A 24,563-nucleotide genomic window follows, 5' to 3' on the forward strand; every position below is an offset into this window, starting at 1 on the left:
GAGAATATTATGAGCGTTGTGCCTGTAGCCGACGTACTCCAGGGCCGCGTAGCCGTTGACAGCGAAGTCACCGTGCGCGGATGGGTGCGTACCCGCCGAGATTCAAAAGCTGGCATCTCCTTCCTCGCCGTTTATGACGGTTCCTGCTTTGATCCTGTACAGGCCGTCATCAATAATTCTCTGCCCAATTACAATCAGGACGTACTGCGCCTGACGACGGGTTGTTCAGTTATCGTAACGGGTAAAGTCGTTGCATCTCCTGGACAAGGACAGAGCTTTGAAATTCAGGCCACTGAGGTTGAAGTAGCCGGCTGGGTTGAAGATCCTGATACCTATCCAATGGCGGCTAAGCGTCACAGCATTGAGTATCTGCGTGAAGTGGCGCACATGCGCCCACGTACCAACATGATTGGTGCCGTCGCGCGTGTACGTCATACGCTGGCGCAAGCGCTGCATCGCTTCTTCCATGAGCAGGGTTTCTTTTGGGTATCGACTCCGCTGATCACCGCTTCCGATACGGAAGGTGCCGGTGAAATGTTCCGCGTGTCTACGCTGGATCTGGAAAACCTGCCGCGTAACGATCAGGGCAAAGTCGATTTCGACAAAGACTTCTTTGGTAAAGAAGCTTTCCTGACCGTTTCCGGTCAGCTGAACGGCGAAACCTACGCCTGTGCTCTGTCCAAAATTTATACCTTTGGCCCGACGTTCCGTGCAGAAAACTCTAATACCAGTCGTCACCTGGCAGAGTTCTGGATGCTGGAACCGGAAGTGGCTTTCGCCGACCTGAACGATGTTGCAGGCCTGGCTGAAGCGATGCTGAAGTACGCGTTCAAAGCCGTACTGGCTGAGCGTGCGGATGATATGAAATTCTTCGCCGAACGTGTCGACAAAGACGCGATTTCACGCCTGGAACGTTTCATTGAGGCTGACTTCGCGCAGGTGGATTACACCGACGCGGTAAGCATTCTGGAAAAATGCGGCAAACAGTTCGAAAACCCGGTTTACTGGGGTGTGGATCTCTCTTCTGAGCACGAACGTTATCTTGCTGAAGAGCACTTTAAAGCGCCGGTCGTCGTTAAAAACTACCCGAAAGATATCAAAGCGTTTTATATGCGCCTTAACGAAGACGGTAAAACCGTTGCAGCAATGGACGTCCTGGCTCCGGGAATCGGTGAAATCATCGGTGGTTCTCAGCGTGAAGAGCGTCTGGACGTACTGGATGCCCGTATGCTGGAAATGGGTCTGAACAAAGAAGATTACTGGTGGTATCGCGACCTGCGTCGCTACGGTACCGTTCCACATTCCGGCTTCGGTTTGGGCTTTGAGCGTTTGATCGCTTACGTGACCGGCGTGCAGAACGTCCGTGACGTTATTCCGTTCCCGCGTACCCCGCGTAACGCCACGTTCTAACCCTGCATTTTTGATACAAAAGCCAGCATTGCTGGCTTTTTTTTGTCACCGCTTCACGTTTTGGGATCCCCCTCCCGCGTTTAACACAACCCTTCGCCTTCCCCCTTCCTGTTACGTAATATTTCACCGCAACATATTTGAACAAAAAATAATCAGCATTTTTATTGTGGATTAGCATTTTCTGATTAGATAGTACATTTTCTGACCATTTGCACGGCATTCCAGACGTCCAGAAATAGCTATCTGTAAACCATGAACTTTATGGCAGAACAGAGAAAAAAGGAGTTTATCTAAATTAAATATAAGAAAATCATATAAATAGAAATAGAAGTGGTGATTTTTAGCGCACGGACATCTGAAATTTGAAGTTGTTCACAAAGTTGCACAAAAATAACATTTTGTTACACACTTTTTCTTTTTGAAACCAAATCTTTATATTTGTAGCACTTTGACGGTAGCGAAACGATAGTTTGAATGGAAAGATGCCTGTCAGACACATAAAGACACCAAACTCTCATCAATAGTTCCGTAAATTTTTATTGACGGAAATTATTGGCGGCAGTGGCAGGTGTCATATAAAAACCGATGAGGGTAATAAATAATGATGAAGCGCAATATTCTGGCAGTGGTTATCCCTGCTCTGCTGGTAGCCGGGGCAGCTAACGCTGCAGAAATCTATAACAAAGATGGCAACAAAGTAGACCTGTACGGTAAAGCAGTAGGTCTGCACTATTTTTCCAAGCACAACGGTGACAATGCCTACGCACCTAATGGCGATCAGACTTACGCCCGTCTTGGTTTCAAAGGGGAAACTCAGATTAACGACCAACTGACCGGTTACGGCCAGTGGGAATACCAGTTCAGCGGCAATAACTCTGAAGGCGGTGATGATGCTCAGAATGGCAACAAAACCCGTCTGGCGTTTGCCGGTCTGAAATTTGGTGACGCAGGCTCCTTCGATTACGGTCGTAACTACGGCGTCGTTTACGATGCTCTGGGTTACACCGATATGCTGCCAGAATTCGGTGGTGACACTGCTGCTTCCGACCAGTTCTTCTCCCAGCGTAACGGCGGTCTCGCAACTTACCGTAACTCTAACTTCTTCGGCCTGGTTGAAGGCCTGAACTTCGCTGTTCAGTACCTGGGCAAAAACGAGCGTGATGACGTTCGTCGCTCTAACGGTGATGGCGTTGGCGGCTCTGTTAGCTACGAATTCGAAGGTTTTGGTATCGTAGGTGCGTATGGTGCAGCTGATCGTACCGATGCCCAGCAAAACCCACTTCTGCGCGGCCACGGCGACAAAGCTGAGCAGTGGGCGACCGGCTTGAAATACGATGCTAACAACATCTACCTGGCGGCGAACTACAGCGAAACCCGTAACGCAACCCGTATCGCTAACGGTTATGCTAACAAAACTGAAGACGTCCTGTTGGTTGCTCAGTACCAGTTCGACTTCGGCCTGCGTCCGTCCCTCGCCTATACCAAATCTAAAGGTAAGGACATCGAAGGAATCGGCGACGTAGATCTGGTGAACTACTTCGAAGTGGGTGCGACTTACTACTTCAACAAAAACATGTCCACCTATGTTGATTACATCATCAACCAGATCGATTCTGACAACAAACTGGGCGTAGGCTCTGACGACACCGTTGCAGTGGGTATCGTTTACCAGTTCTAATAGCAGACCTCTTTGTTAAATGCCTAAAAAACAGGACTTCGGTCCTGTTTTTTTATCTCTGCTAGCGGATTCTTGCGTCTTAAAAAAACACCTCGGCTTTTCGTCAGTAACGGTTGGCATTTTGTAAATCTACCGTTAACCTGATAGCGGACTTCCCTTCTGTAATCACTATGGAACCTCGTCATGTTTGAGAACATTACTGCCGCTCCTGCCGACCCCATTTTGGGTCTGGCTGATTTGTTTCGTGCCGATGACCGCCCAGGAAAAATAAACCTTGGGATCGGTGTATATAAAGATGAGACAGGCAAAACGCCGGTACTGACCAGCGTTAAAAAAGCCGAGCAATATATTCTGGAAAATGAAACCACCAAAAATTACCTTGGCATCGACGGTATTCCAGAGTTTGGTCGCTGCACTCAGGAATTACTGTTTGGTAAAGAAAGTTCGCTTATCAACGACAAACGTGCGCGTACAGCACAGACTCCTGGCGGCACTGGCGCACTGCGTGTGGCCGCTGATTTCCTGGCAAAAAACACCTCAGCTAAACGCGTATGGGTGAGCAATCCAAGCTGGCCAAACCATAAGAGCGTCTTTAACTCTGCCGGTCTGGAAGTTCGTGAATACAACTATTACGATGCCGCGAACCACTCATTAGACTTTGATGCGCTGCTGGCAAGCCTCAGCGAAGCGCAGGCTGGCGACGTGGTGTTATTCCACGGCTGCTGCCATAACCCAACCGGTATCGATCCTACGCTGGAGCAGTGGCAAACGCTGGCTCAGCTTTCTGTCGAAAAAGGTTGGTTGCCGCTGTTTGACTTCGCATACCAGGGTTTTGCCCGCGGTCTGGAAGAAGATGCAGAAGGTCTGCGCGCATTCGCTGCGCTGCACAAAGAGCTGATCGTCGCCAGCTCCTACTCCAAGAACTTTGGTCTGTACAATGAGCGCGTAGGCGCCTGTACGCTGGTTGCAGCCGATGCTGAAACCGTCGACCGCGCGTTTAGCCAGATGAAATCCGTCATTCGTGCCAACTATTCCAACCCACCAGCACACGGTGCGTCGGTTGTGGCAACCATCCTGAGCAACGATGCCCTGCGCGCTATCTGGGAGCAGGAACTGACTGATATGCGTCAACGCATCCAACGCATGCGTTTGCTGTTTGTGAATACGCTGCAAGAGAAAGGTGCGAACCGCGATTTCAGCTTTATCATCAAACAGAACGGCATGTTCTCATTCAGCGGCCTGACCAAAGAGCAGGTTCTGCGTCTGCGTGAAGAGTTTGGTGTCTATGCCGTCGCTTCCGGACGTGTGAACGTAGCAGGAATGACGCCAGATAACATGGCGCCGCTGTGCGAAGCGATTGTCGCAGTACTGTAATCTATCGCGTACTAAAAAGGCCGCAATAGCGGCCTTTTTCATTTATCTGCGGTGTTACCAGACTGGCATTTCATCCTGCAGGAACGGATTATGTAGCCGTTCGTTGCCCAACGTCGAAAGTGGGCCGTGACCCGGAATAAACGTCACGTCATCGCCCAACGGCAACAGTTTACGTTTAATCGAATCAATCAATTGACTATGATCTCCGCGAGGAAAATCGCTGCGCCCTACGCCGCCTTTGAAAATCACGTCACCAGAAATCAGTAGCTTTGATTGTTCATCAAAGAAGACCACATGTCCCGGCGTGTGACCCGGGCAATGCAGTACCTGCAACGTCACGTTACCCACGCTTACCCGGTCGCCTTCATTCAACCAGCGATCGGGCGTCAGCGGCTCACAATCGCCCAGGCCAAACATGCGACTCTGAGCAGGAAGTCCTTGTAACCAGAACTCATCTTCTTTTTCCGGACCAATAACCGGTACACCATAATGCTGTGCCAGTTCAGCCGCCGCACCTACGTGATCAAGATGACCATGGGTGAGCAGGATCTGCATTAGCGTCAGGCCACTGGCATCGACTTCCTGTTTGATTTTCTCAGCATCGCCGCCGGGATCGACCAGCGCAGCCAGACGGGTTTGCTCACACCAGATTAACGAGCAGTTCTGGGCGAATGCAGTGACCGGAATAATACGATAGTTCATACGGCTCCTGTTTCATTAAGCTTATGGATCACCAATGACGCGCCGGTCCGGTGTCAATATGCACAAAGTTACTGCGTGGGTAGTATCCTACACCACCTGCGCGCATAGATAACGCAGCTTTGCGAATATTACTTAATGCGATGCCTTCAATATGGAAATCCATGGCCTGCCCTTTCGTGTGGTAGCTTTTCTTTGCCACACCGCGGCTGTGCGCACGTAATTCATTATTGGTATCAATAGAGCGGTAACCAGAAATAAGCTGTACGGGTTTACGCGTGCCCAGCAGGCCCTGCAGACGGAAGAGTTGATCGAACAATCCCGGATCGATGGATTTCACTTTATTCGCACGAAAATCACGGAAAAAGTGATTAAGTTTAGCTAATTCGTCCTGAATATAGCCCCTGCCATCAAAAAACTCTGCTTTTATTGACTCACCGGTATGCAGGTTATTCAGAGTCAAAATGCGCGGACGTGGGGTAGAGAGTGTAGCAAACGCAGGCGTAGGCAGGATGGCAGCGCCGAGGGCAATACCACCAAGCGCCAGCAGTTTGCGGCGATTAGCGTCAAATTTGTCCATGGTTTTAAGGTCTACAAGGTCAATGTTATCGTATGTATGCTCTAGCGCACGCGGGAAACCTTATCTGGCTAAGTAGTCCACGTCAAGGCTCCCAACCCCAGGAAATACGGGGCTTGCAGCCATTTCGCCCCGTTTCCAGCATAACTTACGACAATTATTTTCCTCGAACTGCTTCATTTATCTGATTAATTGTTCAGCTTTTGACACAATTTGTGCACTGGATCGCGCTGTCTGATCGTAATTGTAAATATCTGTACGATACTGCGTGCGACCATCCGGGCCAACAAATGCGGTCAGATAGTAGAGGTTGACGGGGATATTCTGGCGAATATTCACGTACCTTGTATCCCCTTGCTTCAGGGCATCCGAGATGCGCGTATCATTCCACCCCGCATCCTGTAGCAGCATATTCGCCAGCTCAGATGCCTTGTTCACGCGCACGCAGCCGGAGCTTAACGCCCGCGAATCCTTCTGGAACAGAGTGTGGTTCGGCGTATCGTGCAGATAAATAGCATCCGAACTCGGCATATTGAATTTATAGCGTCCGAGCGAGTTACGCGCTCCCGGAGCCTGCTGGAACCGGAACGGCAGATTGGAGGCGGTGATGGTGGCCCAGTCAACCTGCCACGGATCTATCGTCTCTTTGCTGTTCCAGCCGCGCATTACGGTATAGCCGTGACGCTCAAGATACCCCGGGTCATTCCAAACCTTAGGCAGAATATCCTTCCGGGCCAGCGTCGGCGGCACGTTCCACGGCGGGTTAACGACCACGTTATTCAGCGCACTGCTCATCATCGGCGTTTTACGATCGGGACGTCCGACGATAACGCGCGAGGCCAGCACCTGATTGCCGTTTTGATAATACACCAGCGAGTAGGCAGGAATATTCACCATAATACCGGTAGACAGCGTACCCGGCAGCAGGCGCAAGCGCTGAATATTTAACGCCAGTACGCCCGCACGTTGAGCGGGCGTCACGTTCAGCCAGTCACGCGTGGCAGGGCCAATCGCGCCATCGGCCCCAAGCCCCTGCCACGTCTGAAACCGCTTAACCGCGTCAACAAGTTCACGATCGTAAGCGCTACGGCCTTCTTTGGCAGCCGTACTGACAACAGACTCCAGCATCCCGGTACGGCGCAAAATTTCACGCAGCGCAGGGATGTCGTTACTCCACTCCCCCGGACGCAGCGTCGCGGTACTGGTCAGTTGCGGCCAGGGCCGCGTATCGCCCACCAGCTTGAGCAGCGATTCATGCATGGCTGCGTACTGCGGATGTTGCGGTGCCAGGCTGGCGACAAACGAAGTCAGTTGACCGTTATCCAGCGCGACTTGCCATTGGTTGATCACGGAAATCGGCGGCGTCGTCAGCGCATAGGGCTTATCGCTATAGAGCCAGCGATTGCCTTTGACGGGGATGTTGGCAATAAAGTGCAGATACCCCATCATCGCATCTGAGAGCACGATATCTCGCGCCTGACCGGTTACTGCCGGGTCAGTCAGTAAAGCGACCCAGGTGGTGAACTGCGGCTGAAAGCCGGCAATCGCCACTTCAGCTAACTGTTGCTGAAAGGCTTTTACCGCATCACGATTTTCCCACATCGGTTTCATTTCGCGTGCGGCATACAGCAGTTCCAGTTGGCTCATATAAACCGGTGTGAAGCCCGCTGGAAGTTGAGATTGTAATTCGGCGCGGGCTTTATCAACTGACACGCCCTCGGGCAGCGGTTGGATACCTGCCATGATAGCCGTCGCGGAAGATTGAGCCTGCGGCTGCGATAACGCTGTTGGCTGTTCACTGACGGTCGCTGAGCTATCGCCAGGGATCATTTCAGGCTCATCGGCCTGCGCATTGAACAGTGGAGCGAATGTTACGGCCAGGCACAAACTAATTGCCGACAGCCGACGACCACACATTTTATTAAGCAACATCCCTTGCCCCCTGTTTTTTATCATACTTTGAGTAGCCAGGCCGTATGTCTTCCCCTTATTTTGGCGGGGCCGAACCTGTAAAACGCCAATACAAGCTGAAGTATGACGAGCAAGCCTGTGACGCGTTAGGCTTACCTTTAGTATATAAACATGAAAAAATTTTTGCCTAACCTAATGTAAAGAAGTTTAAAGAAATTACACCAGTTATTGAGAATTTTCGGAAGAAAAGAAGGCGGCCATTTAGCCGCCTTTTATTTAGCTTGCCTGCGAGGAGGCATCTTCGGTGCCAGGCAGCGGCTCAGGTAACTGAGGCGCAAACCCGCGCAGACCTACCACGTGAACGTGTTCGGTGTTCTGGAAGACTTTACGCACCAGTTTGTAGGTGGTGCCTTTCTCCGGGCTAATGTTTTCTGGGGCTGCGATAATCAGCTGCATTTGCAGACGCTCGCACAGTTCAAACAGGGTCGCGATAGAGCGTGCATCAAGTCGCGCAGCTTCATCAAGGAACAGCAGACGGCAAGGAGAAATATCTTTCCCGCGCAGTCTACGCCCTTCGTCTTCCCAGCTTTGCACAACCATCACCAGAATAGACATCCCGGTCCCGATCGCTTCACCGGTTGACAGCGCGCCAGATTCAGCACGCAGCCAGCCGTCAGAGCCACGGTTAACTTCAACTTCCATTTCCAGATAGTTACGGTAATCCAGCAGTTCTTCACCGATGGTTTGCGGCGTACGTTGCCCCATATCAATCTGCGGATTCAGACGCTGATACAACTTCGCCAGCGCTTCAGAGAAGGTCAGACGATTGCTGTTAAACAGATCCTGGTGCTGCTCATGCTGTTCGGAAAGTACGTCCAGCAAGGTAGCATGCGTCTCGCGTACGTTGACGTTCAGACGAACGCTGTTTACCTGGCCAAACGACACGCTTTGCAGCCCCTGGTTCAGCATGCGAATACGGTTCTGTTCGCGCTGAATGGTCTTACGAATGATATTCGCCACGCTGCGAGAGCTGATCGCCAGTTTCTGTTCGCGAGACGTTAATTCTTCCGTCAGACGGCTCAGCTCAATTTCCATCTGTTCGATCGCTTCAACCGGATCGTCGGTACGGATGATATCCTGGCGAATACGTTCACGCAGATGCTGATAAACCGCGACAAAGAACTGAATTTTACGCTCTGGACGTTTTGGATCTTCAGACATGCGCAGTACATCACGCAGGTGTTCGTTATCCGCAACCGCCAGGCGCAGCGCACCAAGCGCCTTATCCGACATCGAGCGCAGTTCATCACCGGAAAGATACGCCAGCTCACGACGGTGCAGGCGGCGTTCAACGCCGTTATCTTTCACCATCCGCATCACCGCACACCATCCGGCTTTCGCGGTAACCACCTGCTCGCGCATTTCAAAATAATCACGTTCCAGCTTGCGCAGCCTGCGGGTCAGGTTTTCCATCTCCGCTTCGCAGAAGGTCAACGCTTTTTCCAGTTGGTTACGGCGCGCACGGTTATTGCTGAGCTGCGCATGCAGTTCATCACGACGAATACGCGCGCGCTCTTCGGCACCGCTGTCCGCACGAACGCCAATATCCTGCAGTTCACGTTGTAAATCGTTAAGCAGCTCTTTTTTGGTGTCATAGGAGCTTTTCAGCGACGCCATGACCTGGTTGTACTGGCTTAACTGTGCGGCGTGACTGCGTAGCGCTTCACGGGCGCGGGTACGTTCAGCTTCCGCCAGTTCCAGGCGCTCACGCAGTTTTTCGTTCAGATCGCTGTTGCCGCTAAGCATTTCAGCAGAGTCGGAATAGCTAAAGTGCGCCCGGCGCTGCACCACTTCGGTCAGAGCAAAAGCTTGCTGACGCGCATCGCGCTGCATCTGCTGGGAATACGCGTAGTCTTCCTTCAGTTGTTCAAACTGCTCAGGGTCATTTTGCAGGACCGAAACAATCGGTTCCAGTTTGGCTAACTGGTTGCCATGTTGCTGTACAAAACGCGCTGCTTCCTGGGCTTCATCCAGGCGCTCACGAATTTCGTCCACGCGATCGGCCAGCGTGTCATCCGCCAGCAGATTCAAACGCGGGAGAAGGCGGTTAAGAGCGGAGACCCCCTCTTTCGCCTGCTCAAACTGCATACGGCTTTGCTGATTATCATTTTCATGATTGGTCAGCGCCCGTTCCAGTTCAACGCGACGGCCATTCAGTTGGCGAATTTCCGCTTCCGGATCGGCTTCAAACGCCACCGACAAATGACTGCCAATGAAACGACTGAACGCCTGATGCAGACGCTGGGTTTTCTGGACGTCAAAGGAGAGCGTTGCGAAACGTTCAGACAGCCCTTCACGCTCGGCATGCAGGGTTTCGATACGGCTTTCGCGCGCTGCACGGCCAAAAATCGGCACCGTCGGGAAGCGGGAATAACGCCACTGACGCTCGGCGGTTTTCACCACTACTGCTTTTTCCAGCTCATCAACGCTGAAAACGCTGTCATCAAACGACTGCGGATCCCCTTCGATGAAATAGAGATCTTCCGGACAATCCGTCAGCCCATCAAGCTGCTCGGTAATCAGCGACAGATCCGGCACCACGATGGCATGACGCGAAGGACCGTACAGCGCAGAGAAGTACGGCGCATCTTCAAGGCTAACGTCGTCATAGATTTCTGACAGCAGAACGCCACCGAAGCGCTCCGCCAGCGCGTTCAGACGCTGATCTTCCGCCCCGCCCGGCTGACTTAAACGTTCAATCTCTTCATCAACTGCATTTTTGCGCGCACCGACTTCATCACGCTCAACAATGGCTTCACGCTCGCGCTCCAGCAGTTGTTGCAGATACTCGGTCACGTCCTGGCTTGAGGTAAACTCTTCGCCACACTGCTCGCTAAGCTGATTCAGGCTATTCTGCGCGGCCAGCCAGACAGGCGCACGTTTCATCAGATGCTGGATACGAGACTGCAGCTGTTCCTGCTCCTGACGCAACGTCATACGCTGTTCGCTGGCAGAAGAGACGCTGTCCGACAAGGCGGCGATGCGTGCTTCCAGTTCCTGGTGCAGCGCTTCCAGCTCATCGATATCGAACTGTTTACCCTGACGCTTGCAGAATTCAGCCAGCAGACGCTCTGCGTCTTGCTGTTCGCGCAGACGCTGCTCCAGCTCGCTAAGTCGCATACGCAACGGCTGAACCTGTTCCGCCAGGTGGCGCTGTTCAACGCCTTCTCGTAGCAGTTCACGCGCCACGCTCCAGGCTTCACCACGCGCCAGCGGGCCATTGATAGCCGCCACCAGCTGATAAGCCTGTTCGAACTGGCTGTGCGCGGTTTGCGCCACGCTCATTTTTTGTTCCAGCGTCAGCAGTTTTTCAGTGGCTTCCTGCTCTTTAGCCTGGAAGGTTTCCAGCCATTCAGCAGCGCTGTCGGCGGTCAGATCCGGTAAATGGCAGAGCTCTTTCGCCCGATTCAGCGCCTGGATCGCCTGGGTATACTGGATGGCTCGCGTTTGCTGGACGTCCAGCGCTTGCTGATAATCGGCAAGCTGGCTTTTCAGCTCATCCACTTCCAGTTCCGCGGCTTCTGCGCGGGCTTCGTTTTCATCCTGGCGGTCAACGGCCTCCGCGACCACCTCATTTTGTTCTTCGAGACGGACCTGCAGTTCTTCAAGATCCGCTTCGTAGCGTTCAATTTTTTCCTGCTGACGCAGCGCGGTTTGCACCAGATTCAGGTGATCGCTCGCGGCCTGGTAATCAGCTTCCAGATCGCCTTCCGCGCCGTTATGCTCGCCCAGTTCGCGCGCCATATCCACGTGCTTATACTGCTCAGCGGCCAGCTGCTTACGTGAAGTATGCAGCTCACGACGATATTCCAGCGCTTTATCAAGATGGATACGACGTTCGTTGGCGTGACGCATATAATCCGCGGCCACATAGTTGGTCGCTTCGCTGATCAAATGCTTAAACAGATCACGGTCAGACTGAGTTACGCGAATCGCTTCCAGCGTCATGCGGTTTTCACGCAGCGCAGCTTCCATATCCTGGAAGGCTTTACGTACGCCGCTGTTTTCCGGCAGCAGGTAGTCACGCAGTGAACGGGTAATGGCACTGGAGATCCCGCCGTACAGCGAGGCTTCAATCAGACGATAGAATTTACTACGGTCAGACGCGGAACGCAGACGACGGGCGATGATGCCCAGATCGAACATCAGTGAGTGATAATCGGTGATTGAGTTGAACTGTTTAAACTGCACGCCTTCCATCTCATCAAGCTTCTCTTTCAGCTCAGAGAGGGACAGCACGCGCGCCTGGCGTTCATTCAGCGTTTCCGTCACCAGTTGGGTTGGCTGCACCGACATCGGCAGTCCCTGAATGGCAAACGGTTTGATATCCACTTTACGATCGCGACCGGCAACCTGTTGCAGACGCACCCCCACGACCACGCGCTGATGGCGCGAGTTGAGGACGTCGAGCATTGAGTAACAGACGCCCGCTTTCAACTTACCGTGCAGGCCCTTATCACGTGAACCACTGGTTGCACCGGCTTCGGTGGTGTTACGGAAATGCAGCAGGGTTAAGTCCGGGATGAGCGCTGTAACAAATGCCGCCATGGTGGTGGACTTACCCGCACCGTTACCGCCGGACAGCGTGGTAACCAGTTCATCAAGGTCGAATGTACGGGCAAAAAAACCATTCCAGTTAATCAGCGTAAGTGAGCGAAATTTACCGCGTTCAATCATTATTCTTCTTCTCCACTGTCCGGCTGATTCTCTTCGGGCTCATCGTTGAGCTGCAGGCGGTTCTCGACCGGCATCGCTTCGCCATCACGAATTAAGCGACGCTGCGCTTCGCGCGGATCGTCACCGCTGCGCACGTCCGCGCCAAAGCGGAAGACTGATTCCGTAATACGGAATTTGCTGCTGTCGTGACCCATAAACCACACCATGCCTAAACGGCGCAGACGGTTTAGCGAAGAACGAACTTTTTCCTGTAGCTTCTGGCGATCAACATCCGAACCGGTTGAACGATTGTTCACCAGTTTCAGCAGCTTCGCTTCATCAGCCAGCGTTAGCAGCTCGTCGTACAACTCTTGCTGGGTAAAAATCCCTTCATTCGCCAGGCGTTCCGGGCTGAGATAGAGATAGCAAAGAATTTTACCGACCATCATGTCCAGTTCAGACAGGACCGAACGGGGAATGAGCGTCGTTGAACGCGGGCGAAGGTAGAAGAACCCTTCCGGCGCACGGATCAATTCCACGTTATAGCGGCTGTAAAACTCTTCAAAATATTCCTGAAAATCCATCAGGAAGGCATGATTATCCAGTTCATCCAGACCGATATGGCGGCCCGAACGTAAGGCGCTGTCCAGCGCCGGAAATAACGGATTCGCCAGCGCCTGCGCCAGCTTTACCGGCATCACTTGTTCAATATTTGTCAATGACATGCGCCTGTACCTTGGCTCCGTAATCATTAATCGGCTGCCATTTGGCTGGCAGTCCGGTGAAGTCTGCTTGCGCTACGCCAAGGCGTACCGCCTGATCGATAACTATGCGCGCGACGTCGAAATGACGCGCACGTGGGTATTGCGCCAGATACTCGCGCACGACCAAACCGAGATCCAGTGGTGTTTGTCTGGATTTGTAGATAGCTAGCTGTTCTTCGATGATCGCCGCCAACTGTTCACGGATCTCGTTAAATTCTTCATATTCCAGATCTTCCGGAAGCTCGCCGGTGACCTCTTCGTCACGCAGCACCATCTCTTCGTCACGCATATCCAGCAGACGATCGGCGTTGGCATAGGTTAGCGCCCACGGATCGTCAAAGTATGTCTGCACGGACTGGCGCAGACGCTGGGCAAAGACGCGGTTTTTATCCATATCGATCGCGGTACGGATAAACTTATGCACGTGACGATCGTAGCCGATCCATAAATCAATGGACTGCTGACCCCAACTGATAATGCGGTCGAGCTTACTTTGTAAGTCAAACACCAACCGATCGACGAAATGCAAATCGTCATGCGTCATCGTGGCGTCCTGGATGTGTAACAGGTGAGCCTGTAGCTTATCCCCCGCCGCTTCCAGCGTATCCTGCAGTTCACGCAGCGTACCAGACGTTTCAGAGAGCAGCAGTTCACAGCTGGAGATCGCCGCCCGCCAGTCTTTATTAAGCAACTGTGCGATGTCGTCTTTTACCTGCTGCTGCTGTTCATCCATGATGCGCTGGGTCAGATCGATACTGTCGAAAATCTCCGCCACCGAGTATTTCAATGGCGCGTAGACGTTACGATGCCAGTGGAACTCATCGCCACCTTCCGCTGCCGCATCCGCCGCACGCTTTAGTTCACCTGCAACAATCGACAGCTGCATTGAAAGACGCAGCGTAGAGAATTCGCGCTGACGAATGTAGTAATCCGTGATGCCAATTCCCAATGGCGTTAAACGATATATAGCGTTGCCTTCCGCCTGCTCGCTGGTAAAGCGGTTCAGCAGACGTTGACGCACCATATCGTTGATCGCGTTGTTGGCGCGTACGCCGATGGTTTCGCTGGTTTGCTCAAACGCATCACTCACATGGCGGAACGCATCCACCAGCTCACCTTCACTCATCTCGCCGTCAAGTCGCTCACCGTTTAAGGTCGCGACCGCCAGCAGGAACGAAAGTCTGTCTACCGGCAGAGAGATGGAGAAGTCATTTTTTCTGGCCCAGGCAACCAGTTCGGGGACTGTCTGGGAAAATTCACTCATAAATTATCCTTGCATCTGCGGCTCGGGCCGAACTTTTAATCGCGGTGACATGAATATAGCGCCCAAGGCTGATATACGGTTCCTGGCGGCAATAGCGCGTTTCTAACTCAAGTAACATTTCAAAGTCGTCATGCTGTTTATGTTTATCTCGCAGATAATCATGAAACACACGGACGCCCGTTTTACCGGTTATCTGCCAACCGATCTCGTCCAGCCACTGGTAGACCTGCCCCGGATCGCGTGGGTAGTCCGGTGAAAGCGTGCGTTTTTTACGTTTCGGCATCCCCACCTGCACATAGTCAAAGTTCCCTGCGACCATGTTATGCATCAACAGACCGTTAGCATTGTAGAACATTAACGACAGCGCGCCGCCTGGACGCAATACTGACCACAGAGTCTGCAACACGCTGACCGGATCTGTCACCCACTCCAGCACAGCATGAAACAATATCAGATCAACCGGGCTTTCCAAATGCGAAGCAACATCCTGAGCGGCGCATTGTATAAAATGCATGTTCCCGCTCACACCTTTTGCCTCTGCCGCCTGTTGCGCTCGGGCGATCATCTCGCCAGACAGATCGCATAATGTGACGAAATGTCCTCGTTCCGCCATTTTGATGGCCGTTTGCCCTTCACCACCACCGGCATCCAGAATGTGCAGTTTTTGCTCACCGAACGTTTCCAGTAATCGATCCAGATCCTGCCAAAGGATAGCCTGTCTTAATTGACCTTTGGTGGTGCCGTAAATGTTACGGGAAAACTTCTCTGCAATGTCATCAAAATTGCGATCCCGCATCGGGCTCTCCGCATACTGGCTTTAGGGTGACTAAGTAAAACCGCTATTTTGTCACACCCACGCCGAGAATGAACCTTCCTGGTGTAATATCCCTGCAGATCCCCTGCTGTATGGTTAAAAAAGGAACCAAAAAGGATGCTTTTTACGCTGAAGAAAGTGATTGGCGGTATGATGCTGCCGCTGCCACTGATGCTAATTATGATGGGTATTGGCCTGGCGCTGGTCTGGTTCAGTCGCTTTCAAAAAACAGGGAAAGTGTGTATTAGCCTGAGTTGGCTGGCACTGTTACTCCTTAGTTTACAGCCCGTCGCCGACAGCCTGTTGAAACCGATTGAGGACAGTTATCCAACGTGGCAAGGTTCGCAAAAAGTGGAATATATTGTGGTGCTGGGCGGAGGGTATACCTGGAATCCGCAGTGGGCGCCGAGTTCAAATCTGATCAGCAACAGCCTTCCACGTCTGAATGAAGGTATTCGCCTATGGCGCGCAAACCCGGGATCGAAGCTCATCTTTACCGGCGCTGCTGCAAAGACGAATAACGTCAGTACCGCAGAAGCTGGCGCCCGCGTAGCGCAGTCGCTGGGGGTGCCAGCCGATGAAATCATCACCCTGGATCACCCCAAAGATACCGAAGAAGAAGCCGCAGCGGTAAAGAAAGCCATCGGCAATGCGCCGTTCCTGCTGGTAACCTCTGCCTCCCACTTACCGCGGGCGATGATCTTCTTCCAGCAGGCCGGCTTGCATCCGCTGCCAGCGCCAGCCAATCAGTTAGCAATTGATTCACCGCTTAATCCGTGGGAGCGCGCTATACCTTCACCCGTCTGGTTGATGCACAGCGATCGCGTTGGTTACGAAACCCTGGGACGCATCTGGCAGTGGCTGAAAGGATCGGAACATTGACAGGAATGTTGCCTGATAAGATGTTCACATGTTTATCATGCGAGCCACGGCAGCAATGATTTCGTTGCCAGGTCAAAGTTGGAACGATTAAAGCGTCCGGTGTTGACCAATTGCGTCACTTCATCCCATAACACATACAACCAGCGCCGCCAGATGAATGACTCCGCCACTGGCGCGCGCTGCAGGTATTGCCAAAGCAGGCTTTCCGCCAGCGCATTATCCATCAGGCGGAACAGTTCATATTCCCTTGGCGCCCACAGCATCAACCCCGGTCCCACCATAGCCAGAAGCTGATCGCTACGGGCGTCTTTGAGCATGCTACGTAAACTGAAATTACCGTGGATCAGCACGCAGTTATCATTGAATCCTGCAAATAAGGTAGGTAAGCACTCACGGGTGCGAAACAGGATCCGCTTGTCCTGCATCGTTAGCCCGGTATTGTTGAACTGATTTAACGTGGTCCACAGCACCTCAACCCGCTGACGATACCAGGATGGCCAGATATTCTCTTGCGTGTTATCCACCATTCCCACGCAGCCAGCACTATCCTGCCGATGCCATGACAGCAGACCTTCTACGATCTGATCTTTTAAATGTTCCCAGCGTTCGGGCGTTCGGGCAGGCGCTTCCACCGGCACTCCACGTAAACGCTCAAGCAGTAGCACATCAGGACCGGGATGTTCCTCGTGGGTTAAGACCCCATAAATGACGGGCATACGCACCGTACCACTGCGCGCCAGCATGGAGGTTTTCCATGCCAACTGCTGCGCCATACCCGGCGTGGTGAAACTTCTCGCCATCAGTGGCATCGGATTTCCCTGGCTGTCGTACAGTGACCACAGGGCCGTATCCACTTTTTCATTCACGCATTCTATACGACTGAGTTTTTCACCCAACAGATGACTGAGTTCGGCACGCAACTGTTCCATTTCGGATTGCCCTCATAAATGCTACTGCTTTCATAATGAGCGTCGTGCAGACAGATGTCACCCGGATGAGATCAATTGATGAAAAGAAAAGTGGCGGGAAAGCGTAACGATATGACACTCCTCCCAAAAATTCGCGTCCTCAGGGGAGTGCCGTGAGAAAAACTAACGCATTTCGGCGCGAACGCGCTCAAGATCTTCGGCAGTGTCTACGCCGGTACCGGGTACTTCTTTGGCGACGGCAACATGAATTTTTTCGCCGTACCACAGCACACGTAGTTGCTCCAGCATTTCAATATGCTCAAGCGGGCTGGGCTGCCAGTTAACATAACGGCGGATAAAACCGGCGCGATAGCCGTAAATACCCAGATGTCGCAAGAAGGTGTCACCCACCGTTTCCAGGCTTTTAGCGAAACGGTCGCGATCCCACGGAATGGTCGCGCGTGAAAAATAGAGTGCATAACCTTCGGCGTCCAGAACGACTTTCACCGCATTCGGATTAAATGCCTCTTCCGCACTGTGAATCGGGGCAGCAAGGGTCGCCATACCGACCTGGCGCTGTGCTAGATTCTCAGCGACCTGGCGAATAATGACCGCCGGGATCATCGGCTCATCACCCTGTACGTTCACAATAACGGTATCATCGCTAAAGCCACATTTCTCGACGACTTCCGCCAGACGCTCCGTACCGGACTGGTGATCGGCGCGGGTCATGCATACTTCACCCCCCACCGCTTCTACCGCGCGAGCGACATCTTCGTGATCGGTCGCAACGATAATACGTTCAGCGCCAGATTCACGCGCACGCTCCAGCACATGCACGATCATCGGCTTGCCATTGATATCCAGCAGCGGCTTGCCCGGCAAACGTGTGGACGCATAACGCGCAGGAATAATGACCACAAAACTCATGATTTACTCTCATCAGCAGTCAGAACGCGAGCTTCGGTTTCCAGTAACACGGGAATGCCATCACGCAGTGGGAAAGCAAGGTTATCCAGTTTACAAATCAGTTCCTGTTTTTCCTGGTTAAACCAGAGTTTGCCATTGCATACCGGGCAGGCAATGATTTCAAGCAGACGATGATCCATAGTTCCTCCAGATGGACCGGATTGTGAATCCGTAAATATTAACATAATCGCTTACCGTGCTGGGTCTATTTCCCAACCATGGCGTGCATCAGCAAATAAACCTTCAGGATAGCGTCCCAGCGTCACACGTGTTGCCTGCTGCCAGCGGGCAAAATCATCAATCGCCTGAAACAATCCTTTTTGCAGAGTAACCCCAGGTTTGACGCCATCCTGTAACCACAGCGAAATCACTTCCAGTACGCCCGTTTTGCGGTGCATTTTGGCATCCATCCGCCCAACTAACTGCCCGCGATGCAGCAGCGGCAAGACGAAATAACCATACTGACGTTTCGGTGCTGGCGTGTAACATTCGAGCCGATAGCTAAAATCGAATAGCTGCTCTGCCCGTTTACGATCCCAGACCACCGGATCAAAGGGTGATAATACTGCGCTATGCGTCGCCGTTAATTTACCCGTCAATGCCTGCTCCAGCAGCGGCTGAAGGTGGCTATGCAGCCACAGGGTTCCTAACCCTTCGACATCGACAGGAATAATCTGTTGCTGCTGTGCACGTACGTTGCACCAGTTTTTTAGCGCCGGACGCTTCAGGCGATAGTAGTCTGCCAGCCATTGTTCGCGAAAAATCCCCAGACTGCGGGCGCTGTTATCCAGCATGAGGCTTTCAGCTTCTTCCTGTGAAAGCCGGTCGCGTTCATCATCCCAGTGCGGCATGACGCGATGGGTTAAATCATACACTCGCTGGAAATTACGCCGTTCCACCACCATCACTTTCCCGGCGGTGAACAGGCCTTCAAGATGACGCTTATGCGGTTTCCATGCCCACCAGCCGCTGGCCCCCTTGCGCAGATGCTCAAAATCGGCAGAGCGTACTGGTCCGTTATGCTGGATGTGCTGGAGCAGTTGCTCAATCTCATGCGCATGTTCTTTCATCCACTCCGCTTTATACTTCCAGCCCATTTTCTCCGGGGCCAGCATGCGGTGACGTATCAGCATAAAGTCGCTACGCGGCAAAAAGCAGGCCTCGTGCGCCCAGTATTCCATCAGTTCGCCCCGCTGCAATGCGTCATCCAGCCACTGGGGCGAATAATCACCCAACCGACTAAACAGCACCAGGTAAGGGCTGCGCGACACAATATTGATGGTATCGATTTGCAATAACGACATGCGCGAAATGGTAGCAAGAATATCTGCTGGGGTTGCCCGACGGCGTGTTTTTTTCAGCAGCCCTTGAGCGGCAAGGTGAAGATGACGGGCATCCGTTAAAGAAAGACGCGGCAACGACATTTATGGCCTCATAAATGATTCGCTGCCGCAGCGTGAATCAGTTAGCGAGTCAGCGAGATTAAGCTATCCAGCAACATATCAGGCCGATCGCCTGACAAATGAGCGTCAACAGGTAAATACCACCAGTTTTCATCGGCAAATGCACGGCACTTAACCGCATCTTTTTCCGTCATCACCAGCGTTTGCCCGGCGTCTGCAAACGCACTGACGTCACTGTAGGTCAGAGACTGATGGTCTGCCAGCGCAATACTTTTTTGCACGCTGGCACCGCATGCTTCCAGCGTGGCAAAAAAACGCGGTGGATGGCCAATGCCCGCCATGGCGACAATATTGGACAGCTGCGACACATCGCGGCGTTCACCCGTACGTAAATTAACGGCCAGCCCCGGTTCAAGTCGCATAGGGATTTCCCCTGGCTGCGCAACGCCACCGTTAACGATAGTCGCATCCACCGATTTAAGCCGGCCTGCGCGTTCCCGCATGGGACCCGCGGGAAGCCACCAGCCATTGCCAAACCGACGTTCTCCGTCAATAACCACGATTTCAACATCTCGCGCCAGACGGTAGTGCTGTAGCCCATCGTCCGTCACAATAATCTGCACATCGTGTTGGGCCAAAATGGCTTTGACTGCATCCGATCTTACCGGGGATACCGCTACGGGCACGCCGGTACGTTGGGCGATCAGCACAGGTTCATCACCCGCTTCTGCCGTAGTGGTATCTGCGGTCAGTAACAGCGGGTAAGCAGCCGCTTTCCCGCCATAACCACGCGACACCACGCCCACGCGAATCCCACGTTGACGCAGTTGTTCAACCAGCCAAATCACCACTGGCGTTTTGCCATTGCCGCCCGCGGTCAGGTTTCCGACCACCACAACCGGGACTGGTGCACGCCACGCGCGTTTAATCCCAAGCTTGTAACATAAGCGGATTCCCCCGCTCACGAGGCCATACAGCCAGGAGAGCGGGAGTAACAGTCGCCACAGCGGCGACTCACCAGACCAGATTCGAGCGATCATTGACCGAATTGCATTTTGTGTAATTGTGCATACACCCCACGCTGCTCAATCAGCTCGCTATGGGTTCCACGCTCAACAATAATACCGTCTTCCACCACGATGATTTCATCCGCCTGTTCAATGGTAGAAAGGCGGTGAGCAATCACCAGGGAGGTACGGTTTTTCTGAAGCTCATCCAGAGCAGCCTGAATTGCGCGTTCAGACTCGGTATCGAGTGCCGACGTTGCTTCATCAAGGATCAGAATCGGACTGTCACGCAACAAGGCGCGGGCAATAGCGATACGCTGGCGCTGACCACCAGATAGCAGGACGCCGTTTTCGCCAATCACCGTATCCAGGCCATTGTCCATCTTATTGATGAAATCCATGGCGTAAGCCATTTTCGCCGCTTTTTCGATCTGCTCACGGCTGTACAAATCGGTACGCGCGTAGGCGATGTTGTTGGCAACCGTATCGTTAAACAGGTGCACATTCTGCGAAACCAACGCGACCTGATCGCGCAGGGATGCCAGGGTATATTCACGTAGATCGTGTCCGTCCATCAGAATCTGCCCTTCATCAATATCATAGAAGCGCGTGATCAAGCTGGCGATAGTGGATTTCCCGGAACCCGAACGGCCAACCAGGGCAACGGTTTTCCCCGCTGGGATACTCAGGTTGATGTTGCGCAGCGCAGGTACTTCACGTCCCGGATAGGTGAATGTCACGTTGCGGAATTCGAGATTGCCGGTAGCGCGTTCGATTTCGCGTGTACCTTCATCTTTTTCCTGCTCGCTATCCAGAATCGTAAATAAGGTCTGGCAGGCCGCCATACCGCGCTGGAACTGCGCGTTGACGTTGGTCAGCGATTTCAACGGACGCATCAGCGCGATCATTGACGAGAAGACAACCGTAATTGTCCCTGCAGTCAGGTTTTCCATTACGCTTGGGAAGCTGGCTGCATACAACACGAAGGCCAGAGCCAGAGACGCAATCAACTGGATGATAGGATCGGAGATAGAAGAGGCGGAAACCATCTTCATGCCCTGCAAACGCATCTTATTGCTGACTTTATCAAAGCGCTTAGTTTCAACTTCCTGACCACCAAAAATCAGAACTTCTTTGTGGCCTTTCAGCATCTGCTCCGCACTGGTCGTAACCTGACCCATGGTGTTTTGCATATTTTTACTGATGCTACGAAAACGCTTGGAAACTATACGAATCGCCACTGAAACAATTGGCGCCAGTACAATCAGGATCAATGACAGCTGCCAGCTGTAATAGAACATCATGATAAACAGGCCAATAATTGAAGCCCCTTCACGTACCACGGTGATCAGCGCGCCGGAGGACGATGATGCGACCTGCTCTGAATCATAGGTAATACGTGACAACAGCGTACCTGTAGACTGTTTATCAAAAAAGGAGACCGGCATGCCCATCATATGGCCAAACAGGCGGCGACGCATGGTCATGACCACTTTGCCTGATACCCATGAGATGCAGTAGCTGGAGACATAGCTGGTGAATCCGCGAAGAACCATTAGTCCAATGACCACCAGCGGCATCCACAGCAGCACCGAGCGATCCGTTTTACCAAAACCATCATCCAGTAATGGCTTAAGGAGCGATAGCATGAAGGTATCGCTGGCCGCGTTCAGGATTAACGCTATACCCGCCACGATCAGACCCGATTTAAAAGGCGCTATGGTTGGCCATAGTCGGCGAAACGTCTGCCACGTAGAGAGATCTTTATCGTTATGCATTCAAAAAACCAGCATTTGTTAGAATAGCCGCATATTCTACCCGTTATCCTCCGACACGCCAAACCACTGATGATACCAACGAGGTAAAATCTGATCCCGCAAGCTGTTTATTCGCCAGTTTTTTTGATAAAAATCCAGCGTAATCTGCCCCTGGTGTGGTGTATCCAGCCATTGATAATTTTGTTGCCGATAACGTTGCTTCACTTTCCTGGACGGGAGACGCCAGGCATTGTAACGGGATGCGGAGGCTAGCGCGGCCTGCCCGCCGACCCGCTGAATCAGCGCCTGCGATGATGAGGTATTGCTACCATGATGTGGAACCTGTATCACCGTAGACTGCAGATGCTGCCAGTAGTGACTTAGCATTTTTTGTTCAGCGGGAGACTCAATATCTCCGGTCAGCAGAATACTCTGATGCCCGTCATCGACCTTAACCACGCAGGAGTGGTTATTCCCCAGATCTTTATTTCCACGCACGGGCCAATGCGCACTAAAGGTTAACCCTTGCCATTGCCAGCGCTCCCCGCGTAAACACGGGAGATGCCCTTCCCAACCTAATGGGCTTCTTATCCATAGCGACGGCCAGGCTTGCTGCAGCGAACGCAACCCGCCCCGGTGATCCATATGCTCATGGCTTAAAATAACGCCTTCTGGCTCCAGGTTGTGCCAGCGTAGCCATGGAATAATCAGCTGTTGCGCGCTATCGCCTTCAGGCCATGCCAGACCGGTATCGTAAAGAATCGCTTTCCCATTGCGCGCAATGACCATCGCCAGCCCCTGCCCGACGTCCAGCATATGCACTTGCCAGACATCAGTACGTAGCGTTCGCCAGAACGGGGCGCTCAGTAAAAGGAGCACAGTGACGCAAACTACCGGTATAGTTCGCCACGCGTTCAGCCGATATGCGATGAGCAGGAGTCCGGGTACAAATGCAAGCCATTGCCAACGTGCATCAATATTGATCCACCCTTCAGGCAGGCTCCTGAGCCCCCAAAATAATAGCGCGAGGGAGCGATCCGCTAAATACCATAGGTTCGGCTCAACCATCGCCAGCCCGGTTAAATGGACGATCATGCCTGCTAATATCAATGGTACGGAAATAAACGTAACCAGCGGTACAGCAAACAAATTCGCCAGAAATGAGGTCAGGCTAAAACCGTGAAACATCGCGATTTGCACAGGCAGAAGCAGGAGCGTAATTCCCAATTGCAAATGAGCAAGCGCCAGAAATTGGCGTCCAATGCGCGACAGCGGCCAATCCGGCATCGGAACCCATTGATACCAGAACAGCAGCGCCGCAACGGCAAAAGCAGACAACCACAGACTTTGTGAAAGAACGGCGACAGGATCCACCACCAGAATGGCTGCCAGACAGCAGATCCACACCGACCATCCACTCCACTGCCTGCCGCTGAGTTTTAGCCCTCCCCAGACCAGAAGCGCAATAACCGTACGTAATGCCGGGGGCTGTAGCCCCGTTAACCAGGCATAGAATGTTGCGCAGACGATCCCGCCAACTAATGGAACCTGCCAGCAAATCCATCGGGTTGGCATAAAAAATTGCCCCGCGCGAATTAATCCTGCTGCCAGAAGTGCGGCAAATGCAATATGCAGCCCGGAGATAGCCATCAAATGGGCCGTACCGGTATCTCGCATAATGGTTTTCACCGCTTGTGACACGGACAAGCGCTCCCCCATTCCCAGGCCCAGTATAACCTGCTGCCAGGGATAGTCAGCGAGCGCGCTTTTCAACGAGGAGAGATACCGCGAACGCAAACTGCATTGTTGTGTGATAACCGAAGCCTGCAAAAATCTTCCCGTCAGCAGCTGGTGCTGCGCCAATGCGTAACGCTGGCTATCAAACCCGCCCTCGTTCAATTGACCGTGTATGGCACGAACCTTCAACGTCATCGCCCATGTCTGGCCCGCACAAACGTTGCCGGGTAGGTACTGCCCATACAGAGTAATTCCGATGGCAGGAAATACCCGCTTCCCCTGCAGATGCGTGATCTGGCCGTAGTGCGTTGTCATATTATCGGTTCCGGTTATCCGCACGATGGCCTGCTGGCTTTTTGCAGGCAGCGTATTACCGGCCCACAGCGCATCTTTCGCAGCCAGAACTCCCCAAAGAAAAAATAGCAGGGTTAATCCGGCGAAACGTACAGGGCTGTGAGAAATAAGACAGAGCAGAATTGCCAGACCAAATATAACGCCGATGCACAGCATGTCAGGTAACGCAGGTAATAGCATAAGCGGGAGAATGCCGAATAATGCACTCGTACTAACCGTTGTTATTTTCATCAGTCACCTCCCTGTAGCAGGAAGTGTGCAGTAATGTTCGACGGTTGTCTGGTGCCAATTTAGCGTTATACGGTACGCATTCCGCTAACATTTAGCGGCGCTTGTAAC

At 52.6% G+C, this 24,563-nt stretch carries 18 protein-coding genes; 4 read left to right on the forward strand and 14 right to left on the reverse strand.

What is annotated here, in order from left to right:
• Nucleotides 1-9: 9 nt before the first annotated feature.
• From asnS to aspC, 3 genes are all read left to right on the forward strand, one after another.
• Nucleotides 10-1,410, forward strand: coding sequence for an asparagine--tRNA ligase (gene asnS / locus ABIE10_RS06540; RefSeq protein ID WP_016152464.1), 1,401 nt, complete (start codon nt 10-12; stop codon nt 1,408-1,410).
• A gap of 601 nt (nt 1,411-2,011) precedes the next feature.
• Complete coding sequence (ompF, locus tag ABIE10_RS06545) at nt 2,012-3,088, forward strand: porin OmpF (RefSeq protein ID WP_016156126.1); 1,077 nt, start codon at nt 2,012-2,014, stop codon at nt 3,086-3,088.
• 183 nt (nt 3,089-3,271) lie between these two features.
• Complete coding sequence (gene aspC, locus ABIE10_RS06550) at nt 3,272-4,462, forward strand: aspartate transaminase (RefSeq protein ID WP_016152462.1); 1,191 nt, start codon at nt 3,272-3,274, stop codon at nt 4,460-4,462.
• 54 nt (nt 4,463-4,516) lie between these two features.
• Here the strand turns inward: aspC and ABIE10_RS06555 are convergent, their stop codons facing one another.
• From ABIE10_RS06555 to cmoM, 7 genes are all read right to left on the reverse strand, one after another.
• Nucleotides 4,517-5,164: an MBL fold metallo-hydrolase gene (locus ABIE10_RS06555; RefSeq protein WP_003035823.1), complete on the reverse strand. Its 648-nt coding sequence runs from the start codon at nt 5,162-5,164 to the stop codon at nt 4,517-4,519.
• 28 nt (nt 5,165-5,192) lie between these two features.
• Nucleotides 5,193-5,741 (reverse strand): YcbK family protein, encoded by a 549-nt coding sequence (locus tag ABIE10_RS06560; RefSeq protein ID WP_016152461.1) that lies wholly within the window; start codon nt 5,739-5,741, stop codon nt 5,193-5,195.
• A 177-nt stretch (nt 5,742-5,918) separates the two neighbouring features.
• On the reverse strand, nt 5,919-7,670 hold the full coding sequence (gene ldtD / locus ABIE10_RS06565; RefSeq protein ID WP_016156125.1) for a L,D-transpeptidase: 1,752 nt from the start codon (nt 7,668-7,670) through the stop codon (nt 5,919-5,921).
• A gap of 255 nt (nt 7,671-7,925) precedes the next feature.
• The gene (gene mukB / locus ABIE10_RS06570) at nt 7,926-12,386 is read right to left on the reverse strand and encodes a chromosome partition protein MukB (protein ID WP_425135646.1); all 4,461 of its coding nucleotides are present in this window, start codon (nt 12,384-12,386) and stop codon (nt 7,926-7,928) included.
• On the reverse strand, nt 12,386-13,090 hold the full coding sequence (gene mukE, locus ABIE10_RS06575; RefSeq protein ID WP_016152457.1) for a chromosome partition protein MukE: 705 nt from the start codon (nt 13,088-13,090) through the stop codon (nt 12,386-12,388). Before mukE ends, mukB begins: the two co-directional genes overlap by 1 nt.
• Entirely contained in the window at nt 13,071-14,393 is a 1,323-nt protein-coding gene (gene mukF, locus ABIE10_RS06580) for a chromosome partition protein MukF (RefSeq protein ID WP_016156123.1), read from the reverse strand. The genes mukE and mukF overlap by 20 nt, the downstream gene beginning before the upstream one ends.
• The gene (gene cmoM / locus ABIE10_RS06585) at nt 14,386-15,189 is read right to left on the reverse strand and encodes a tRNA uridine 5-oxyacetic acid(34) methyltransferase CmoM (protein ID WP_016152455.1); all 804 of its coding nucleotides are present in this window, start codon (nt 15,187-15,189) and stop codon (nt 14,386-14,388) included. Before cmoM ends, mukF begins: the two co-directional genes overlap by 8 nt.
• Before the next feature lie 135 nt (nt 15,190-15,324).
• On the opposite strand from cmoM, the gene elyC reads away from it, so the two are divergent.
• Nucleotides 15,325-16,089, forward strand: a complete 765-nt coding sequence (elyC, locus tag ABIE10_RS06590) for an envelope biogenesis factor ElyC (protein WP_047501165.1) — start codon at nt 15,325-15,327, stop codon at nt 16,087-16,089.
• Nucleotides 16,090-16,124: 35 nt separating this feature from the next.
• Here elyC and ABIE10_RS06595 read toward each other — a convergent pair whose 3' ends face one another.
• The 7 genes from ABIE10_RS06595 to ABIE10_RS06625 all read right to left on the reverse strand — a co-directional run bounded on the left by ABIE10_RS06595 (nt 16,125) and on the right by ABIE10_RS06625 (nt 24,455).
• Nucleotides 16,125-17,018 carry a YcbJ family phosphotransferase gene (locus ABIE10_RS06595; RefSeq protein ID WP_016152453.1) on the reverse strand — a complete coding sequence of 298 codons (894 nt, stop codon included), beginning with the start codon at nt 17,016-17,018 and terminating at the stop codon, nt 16,125-16,127.
• A gap of 162 nt (nt 17,019-17,180) precedes the next feature.
• Nucleotides 17,181-17,927, reverse strand: coding sequence for a 3-deoxy-manno-octulosonate cytidylyltransferase (gene kdsB, locus ABIE10_RS06600; protein ID WP_016152452.1), 747 nt, complete (start codon nt 17,925-17,927; stop codon nt 17,181-17,183).
• Nucleotides 17,924-18,106 carry a protein YcaR gene (gene ycaR / locus ABIE10_RS06605; protein ID WP_003035793.1) on the reverse strand — a complete coding sequence of 61 codons (183 nt, stop codon included), beginning with the start codon at nt 18,104-18,106 and terminating at the stop codon, nt 17,924-17,926. Before ycaR ends, kdsB begins: the two co-directional genes overlap by 4 nt.
• A 51-nt stretch (nt 18,107-18,157) precedes the next feature.
• Entirely contained in the window at nt 18,158-19,390 is a 1,233-nt protein-coding gene (locus ABIE10_RS06610) for a winged helix-turn-helix domain-containing protein (protein WP_016152451.1), read from the reverse strand.
• A gap of 41 nt (nt 19,391-19,431) precedes the next feature.
• On the reverse strand, nt 19,432-20,409 hold the full coding sequence (gene lpxK, locus ABIE10_RS06615; protein ID WP_047359381.1) for a tetraacyldisaccharide 4'-kinase: 978 nt from the start codon (nt 20,407-20,409) through the stop codon (nt 19,432-19,434).
• The gene (gene msbA, locus ABIE10_RS06620; protein ID WP_047501171.1) at nt 20,406-22,154 is read right to left on the reverse strand and encodes a lipid A ABC transporter ATP-binding protein/permease MsbA; all 1,749 of its coding nucleotides are present in this window, start codon (nt 22,152-22,154) and stop codon (nt 20,406-20,408) included. The genes lpxK and msbA overlap by 4 nt, the downstream gene beginning before the upstream one ends.
• Nucleotides 22,155-22,190: 36 nt before the next feature.
• Nucleotides 22,191-24,455 (reverse strand): ComEC family protein, encoded by a 2,265-nt coding sequence (locus tag ABIE10_RS06625; RefSeq protein WP_429155094.1) that lies wholly within the window; start codon nt 24,453-24,455, stop codon nt 22,191-22,193.
• Nucleotides 24,456-24,563 lie beyond the last annotated feature (108 nt).

Source organism: Citrobacter sp. 506 (genome assembly GCF_050434985.1).
Classification (GTDB): domain Bacteria; phylum Pseudomonadota; class Gammaproteobacteria; order Enterobacterales; family Enterobacteriaceae; genus Citrobacter; species Citrobacter braakii.

Excerpts from the sequence above, each read along its gene's own strand:
- asnS (WP_016152464.1), top strand. The coding sequence starts at position 10 with ATGAGCGTTGTGCCTGTAGCCGACGTACTCCAGGGCCGCGTAGCCGTT.
- ompF (WP_016156126.1), top strand. The coding sequence starts at position 2,012 with ATGATGAAGCGCAATATTCTGGCAGTGGTTATCCCTGCTCTGCTGGTA.
- aspC (WP_016152462.1), top strand. The coding sequence starts at position 3,272 with ATGTTTGAGAACATTACTGCCGCTCCTGCCGACCCCATTTTGGGTCTG.
- ABIE10_RS06555 (WP_003035823.1), bottom strand. The coding sequence starts at position 5,164 with ATGAACTATCGTATTATTCCGGTCACTGCATTCGCCCAGAACTGCTCG.
- ABIE10_RS06560 (WP_016152461.1), bottom strand. The coding sequence starts at position 5,741 with ATGGACAAATTTGACGCTAATCGCCGCAAACTGCTGGCGCTTGGTGGT.
- ldtD (WP_016156125.1), bottom strand. The coding sequence starts at position 7,670 with ATGTTGCTTAATAAAATGTGTGGTCGTCGGCTGTCGGCAATTAGTTTG.
- mukB (WP_425135646.1), bottom strand. The coding sequence starts at position 12,386 with ATGATTGAACGCGGTAAATTTCGCTCACTTACGCTGATTAACTGGAAT.
- mukE (WP_016152457.1), bottom strand. The coding sequence starts at position 13,090 with ATGTCATTGACAAATATTGAACAAGTGATGCCGGTAAAGCTGGCGCAG.
- mukF (WP_016156123.1), bottom strand. The coding sequence starts at position 14,393 with ATGAGTGAATTTTCCCAGACAGTCCCCGAACTGGTTGCCTGGGCCAGA.
- cmoM (WP_016152455.1), bottom strand. The coding sequence starts at position 15,189 with ATGCGGGATCGCAATTTTGATGACATTGCAGAGAAGTTTTCCCGTAAC.
- elyC (WP_047501165.1), top strand. The coding sequence starts at position 15,325 with ATGCTTTTTACGCTGAAGAAAGTGATTGGCGGTATGATGCTGCCGCTG.
- ABIE10_RS06595 (WP_016152453.1), bottom strand. The coding sequence starts at position 17,018 with ATGGAACAGTTGCGTGCCGAACTCAGTCATCTGTTGGGTGAAAAACTC.
- kdsB (WP_016152452.1), bottom strand. The coding sequence starts at position 17,927 with ATGAGTTTTGTGGTCATTATTCCTGCGCGTTATGCGTCCACACGTTTG.
- ycaR (WP_003035793.1), bottom strand. The coding sequence starts at position 18,106 with ATGGATCATCGTCTGCTTGAAATCATTGCCTGCCCGGTATGCAATGGC.
- ABIE10_RS06610 (WP_016152451.1), bottom strand. The coding sequence starts at position 19,390 with ATGTCGTTGCCGCGTCTTTCTTTAACGGATGCCCGTCATCTTCACCTT.
- lpxK (WP_047359381.1), bottom strand. The coding sequence starts at position 20,409 with ATGATCGCTCGAATCTGGTCTGGTGAGTCGCCGCTGTGGCGACTGTTA.
- msbA (WP_047501171.1), bottom strand. The coding sequence starts at position 22,154 with ATGCATAACGATAAAGATCTCTCTACGTGGCAGACGTTTCGCCGACTA.
- ABIE10_RS06625 (WP_429155094.1), bottom strand. The coding sequence starts at position 24,455 with ATGAAAATAACAACGGTTAGTACGAGTGCATTATTCGGCATTCTCCCG.